Annotated in this window: 7 protein-coding genes; 4 read left to right on the forward strand and 3 right to left on the reverse strand. The window is 62.6% G+C overall.

The features are described 5' to 3' along the window. Nucleotides 1–67: 67 nt before the first annotated feature. Nucleotides 68–607 carry a hypothetical protein gene (locus ACTS2Z_RS05740; RefSeq protein ID WP_442572264.1) on the reverse strand — a complete coding sequence of 180 codons (540 nt, stop codon included), beginning with the start codon at nt 605–607 and terminating at the stop codon, nt 68–70. A 4-nt stretch (nt 608–611) separates the two neighbouring features. After that, on the reverse strand, nt 612–848 hold the full coding sequence (thiS, locus tag ACTS2Z_RS05745; protein ID WP_442572265.1) for a sulfur carrier protein ThiS: 237 nt from the start codon (nt 846–848) through the stop codon (nt 612–614). Between the two features lie 136 nt (nt 849–984). Between thiS and ACTS2Z_RS05750 the strand changes: the two genes are divergently transcribed. The 4 genes from ACTS2Z_RS05750 to aat all read left to right on the forward strand — a co-directional run bounded on the left by ACTS2Z_RS05750 (nt 985) and on the right by aat (nt 4,155). Then, entirely contained in the window at nt 985–1,446 is a 462-nt protein-coding gene (locus ACTS2Z_RS05750; protein ID WP_442572266.1) for a type II 3-dehydroquinate dehydratase, read from the forward strand. A gap of 12 nt (nt 1,447–1,458) precedes the next feature. Continuing rightward, nucleotides 1,459–1,959, forward strand: a complete 501-nt coding sequence (gene accB / locus ACTS2Z_RS05755; RefSeq protein ID WP_442572267.1) for an acetyl-CoA carboxylase biotin carboxyl carrier protein — start codon at nt 1,459–1,461, stop codon at nt 1,957–1,959. A gap of 10 nt (nt 1,960–1,969) precedes the next feature. Continuing rightward, the gene (gene accC / locus ACTS2Z_RS05760) at nt 1,970–3,322 is read left to right on the forward strand and encodes an acetyl-CoA carboxylase biotin carboxylase subunit (RefSeq protein WP_442572268.1); all 1,353 of its coding nucleotides are present in this window, start codon (nt 1,970–1,972) and stop codon (nt 3,320–3,322) included. 182 nt (nt 3,323–3,504) lie between these two features. Then, complete coding sequence (aat, locus tag ACTS2Z_RS05765) at nt 3,505–4,155, forward strand: leucyl/phenylalanyl-tRNA--protein transferase (protein WP_442572269.1); 651 nt, start codon at nt 3,505–3,507, stop codon at nt 4,153–4,155. On the opposite strand, the gene ACTS2Z_RS05770 is transcribed toward aat, so the two are convergent. Beyond that, the gene (locus tag ACTS2Z_RS05770; protein WP_442572270.1) at nt 4,122–4,604 is read right to left on the reverse strand and encodes a DUF2155 domain-containing protein; all 483 of its coding nucleotides are present in this window, start codon (nt 4,602–4,604) and stop codon (nt 4,122–4,124) included. The two genes, aat and ACTS2Z_RS05770, sit on opposite strands and share 34 nt — an antisense overlap. Nucleotides 4,605–4,615: the final 11 nt, after the last annotated feature.

Below are 4,615 nucleotides of genomic sequence, written 5' to 3' on the forward strand. Positions count from 1 at the left end.
CCCACGAACTGGACGATTTCCAGCAGGTCGCCTGCCGTCCACATCAGGATGCATTCCACCGCTTTGCTTAATCAGTGACGATGACAGTGAAGTTTCGCGTTCTCAAATACGATTCAGAACACATTACGCTATTGAAGCGTTCGTCAAGGAGCGCGCTCAACGTAAAATATCCCGTCTCTCCGGGTTCCAGAACCAGATAACGGCGTTCGCCGAAATTGATGACCGGACGCTCCCCATCATCCGAGTACGTTATCTCTACAGTGATGAGCAAAGGCTCAGCTTCCGAAACCGAGTGGCGGATCCGACCAGGGCGATTCTCAAAATCCACGTCGCGATCGTGCCGCTGAATATATCGGCCAGCACCACCGGCAAGCGAGAAATTGATCCACCCATCTATATCTCCCCACGTGTCAAACTCGTAATAGCCATCGGTAACTACCGACAAAACCAGCGTGTGCGAACTGCCCGGGCTCAGCACAACGACGTCCTCGGCCAGACGAAGCTCCCGGTTTACGTGATCCCAACAAGACATTTCGTTGGTGCAGCCGGAGACGAACACCGAACCCGATGCCAACGCTGCGAAGGCTGCGGCTTTGGGGAATTGCATATCGTCACCCTCCCCCCACGAACTGGACGATTTCCAGCCTGTCGCCGTTTTTCACTTCGATCTCGCCATAGGCCGAGCGGGCAGCGATCTCCAGATTTCGTTCCACGGCGACTTTGCGCGGATCGAGCCCCAGATGTTCGAGCATGGCAGCGAGCGACAGGCCCGCAGGCAGGACGCGGGCCTCGCCATTCAGCGTCACTTCAATGATGCTTTCGTCTGCGGTCCGGGGGCTGGCCGTCATGGGCTGACACTCCTCAAAATGCCGGTAGTTCTTGTTTATGCCGCGTGAGGCGTCGTAGAAACGACATATGGCGCCGCGGCAAGGGATTTGCACCACCCCGGCGCATCGCGGGCAACAGCCGGGGGACGGTACACAGGTGACACGGCCACTTTTCATCCTGAACGGGCCGAATCTCAACCTGCTCGGCACGCGCGAGCCGGAGATATACGGGTCAGCCACGCTGGCCGATATCGAGGCGGCCTGCGCCGAACACGCCGGCCTCCTCGGCCTCACGGTGGATTTCCGCCAGACCAATCATGAAGGCGTGCTGATCGACCAGGTGCAGGAGGCGGGGCGCGAAGCCTCGGCCCTCATCATCAATCCGGCCGGCTATGGCCACACCTCGGTTGCGCTGCACGACGCCTTGAAGGCGATCCGCATTCCGGCCATAGAGATACATCTGTCCCAGCCGGCTGCACGCGAGGCGTTCCGCCATCACTCCTACGTCTCCAGCGCCGTATCCGGTACTATCAGCGGCTTCGGCGCCCGCAGCTACATCCTCGGCATAGAGGCCGCCCATGCGCTGATCAGCGCATCCGGCCAGAAGACGAAAGCATAAAGGTTCCCGCACATGGCTTCCACGCCCTCCAAACCCGGCATTGACCCGAAACTGATCCGTCAACTGGCCGATATCCTGAACGATACCGAGCTGACCGAGATCGAGGTCGCGCAAGGAGAGCTGCATATCCGCGTGGCACGCGAACTGCCCGCACCGGTCTACACGCAGGCCGCTCCGGTTGCCGCTGCGCCGGCGCCCGTGGCTGCTGCCAGCGCGCCGCCGGCCGCGGTCTCGGCTGCGGCCCCGGCTGGTGATGCCGTTCCGGCTGCCGCCAAGGCTGCGAACGCCGTCAACTCGCCGATGGTCGGCACCGTTTACCTGCGCCCCGACCCGTCGGCCGACAATTTCGTCAAGCCGGGCCAGAGCGTGAAGGAAGGCGACACCATCCTGCTGATCGAGGCGATGAAGACCTTCAACCCGATCACGGCGCCGCGCGCGGGCAAGATCGGCGAATTGCTGGTCGGTGACGCCCAGCCTGTCGAATATGGCGAGCCGCTCTTCACCCTCATCTAGGAGCGGGCCGATGTTTGAGAAAATCCTGATCGCGAACCGGGGCGAGATCGCCCTGCGCGTGCACCGGGCCTGCCAGGAAATGGGCATCCGCACAGTGGCCGTGCACTCGGAAGCCGATTCTGAGGCCATGCACGTCAAGCTGGCCGATGAAAGCGTTTGCCTTGGCCCGCCCCCGGCCGGCCGTTCATACCTGCACATCCCTGCCATCATCGCCGCCGCCGAGATCACCGGCGCGCAGGCCATCCACCCCGGCTATGGCTTCCTGTCGGAAAATGCCCGCTTTGCCGAAATCGTCGAGGCGCACGGCCTGACCTTTATCGGTCCGAAGCCGGAAACCATCCGCCTGATGGGTGACAAGATCACCGCCAAGAAAGCCGCCGTGGAGGCTGGCATCCCGGTTGTCCCCGGTTCTGATGGCGCGATTTCCGACATGGACGAGGCCCGCAAGGTGGCCCGCGAGGTCGGCTTCCCCGTCCTTATCAAGGCTGCCGCCGGTGGTGGCGGGCGCGGCATGAAGGTCGCTGAAACCGAAGACAAGCTGGAAAGCGCCCTGCAGACAGCCTCTACCGAAGCCAAGGCCGCTTTCGGAGATGGCGCGGTCTATATCGAGCGCTATCTGGGCAAGCCGCGCCATATCGAGATTCAGGTCTTGGCCGACGAGCACGGCAATGTGCTCCACCTGGCCGAGCGCGATTGTTCGCTGCAACGCCGCCACCAGAAAATTCTCGAAGAAGCGCCTTCCGTAGCGCTGACACCTGAGGAGCGCTCGCGCATTGGCGAGATTGTGCGCAAGGCCGTCGGCACGATCGGCTATCGCGGCGCAGGCACCGTGGAGTTCCTCTACGAGAATGGCGAGTTCTTCTTCATCGAGATGAATACCCGCCTCCAGGTGGAACACCCGGTCACCGAGCTGATCACCGGCATAGATCTGGTGCGCGAGCAGATCCGCGTCGCTGCGGGCGAAAAGCTCGATATCCGTCAGGAAGACGTGAAGGTGAATGGCTGGTCCATCGAATGCCGGATCAATGCCGAAAATCCCTATACCTTCACCCCGTCGCCGGGCCGCGTGACCGAGTTCCATGCTCCCGGCGGACCGGGCGTGCGCCTCGATTCCGGCCTTTATGCCGGCTACTCGATCCCGCCCTATTATGACAGCCTGATCGGCAAGCTGATCGTGCACGGACGCGACCGGCACGAAGCCATCATGCGCCTGAAACGCGCGTTGAAGGAGATGGTCATCGGCGGCGTGGAGACCACGATCCCGCTGCACCTCGACCTTCTCGAGGAGCCTGATTTCATCAGCGGCGATTACCATATCCGCTGGCTTGAGAGCTGGCTCGCCGAGCGCAACGCAAAGGCCTAGGCTTGGCTTCGGAACGCATGACGGTTGCGATGTCCTCCCCCGTTTACGGGGGAGGTGTCGAGCACAAGCGAGACGGAGGGGGGAGCATTTTTTCAATCCCCCCCTCGCCGCTTCGCGGCACTCCCCCCTTAAACGGGGGGAGACACCCAGACGGTTCCACCGCCCCCCGGAGCACCAGTTAAGTGCGCGGGTTTGGCGCAAAGGAACTGCTGGAATGCTATGCGCGCGGTGTCTTCCCGATGGCCGAAGACCGGGATGATCCGCGCGTTTTCCTGCTCGATCCCGATGAGCGCGGCGTTATTGCGCTGGACCGCTTCCACATCCCGAAAAGCCTTGCCAAGACAGTCCGCAAGGACCGTTTCCATGTGACGGTAAACCGGTGCTTTTCCGTAGTGGTCGACCAGTGCGCCGCACCGGCCAGGGGGCGGGAAAACACCTGGATCAACGATCCGATCCGCCATCTCTATGGCGAGTTGCACGAGCAGGGCCACGCCCATTCCCTCGAATGCTGGCAGGATGGCGAGCTGGCCGGCGGGCTATACGGGGTAAGCCTTGGCGGCGCCTTCTTCGGTGAGAGCATGTTCTCGCGCCGCACCGATGCTTCAAAGGTGGCTCTGGTGCACCTCGTAGCGCGCCTTGTTGCCGGTGATTTCGTGCTACTCGACACGCAGTTCATTACAGACCATCTGCAACGCTTTGGCGCGGAGACGATCTCGCGCAAGGCGTATCATCGCCAGCTACGTATCGCGCTCAATGCGCAAGGCGATTTCTTTGCGATGCCGGAGGGCCTCAGCGGGGCTCAGGCCCTGCAGTCGATCACCCAGACGTCATAGACCGGATGATCGAGCGCGTTGAGCGCCGGGTTGGACGCAAACATCCAGCCCGAGAACAGGCGATCCGCCTGCGCACCCGAACCAAAACCTTCGGTCCGCTGGTCGTCGATTTCCAGGAAGGCGAAGACCTCAGGCGGCTCCTCGGGCGGGCGGCGGCGGCAATAGCGCACCGTGATGTCCAGCGCACCGAAGCGGTAGGTGTCACCGACATTGATCTCGAAGTCGCGGGTCCGGGCCGTTACCTTGTCGAGGCCGCGCAGGACAACGACGCTGCCGGGGCGCGAACTCAGCTCGCCGGGCGCGGCGCGGCGCTGTTGCTGAACCAGAGGTTCGGCGTTCTGCGGCTCCTCGACACCCTCTTCCCACTCCGCGCGCGAACCCGGCTCGTCGGTTTCCTGTGACAGGGCAGCCGGTGATGGCGCCGACGGCGTGGTACTCCGCGAAAGCACAGCGCTCGGGA

This window comes from Glycocaulis sp. (genome assembly GCF_052168375.1).
Taxonomy (GTDB): Bacteria; Pseudomonadota; Alphaproteobacteria; order Caulobacterales; family Maricaulaceae; genus Glycocaulis.

Coding starts and splice junctions, on each gene's coding strand:
- ACTS2Z_RS05740 (WP_442572264.1), bottom strand. CDS start 607: ATGCAATTCCCCAAAGCCGCAGCCTTCGCAGCGTTGGCATCGGGTTCG.
- thiS (WP_442572265.1), bottom strand. CDS start 848: ATGACGGCCAGCCCCCGGACCGCAGACGAAAGCATCATTGAAGTGACG.
- accB (WP_442572267.1), top strand. CDS start 1,459: ATGGCTTCCACGCCCTCCAAACCCGGCATTGACCCGAAACTGATCCGT.
- accC (WP_442572268.1), top strand. CDS start 1,970: ATGTTTGAGAAAATCCTGATCGCGAACCGGGGCGAGATCGCCCTGCGC.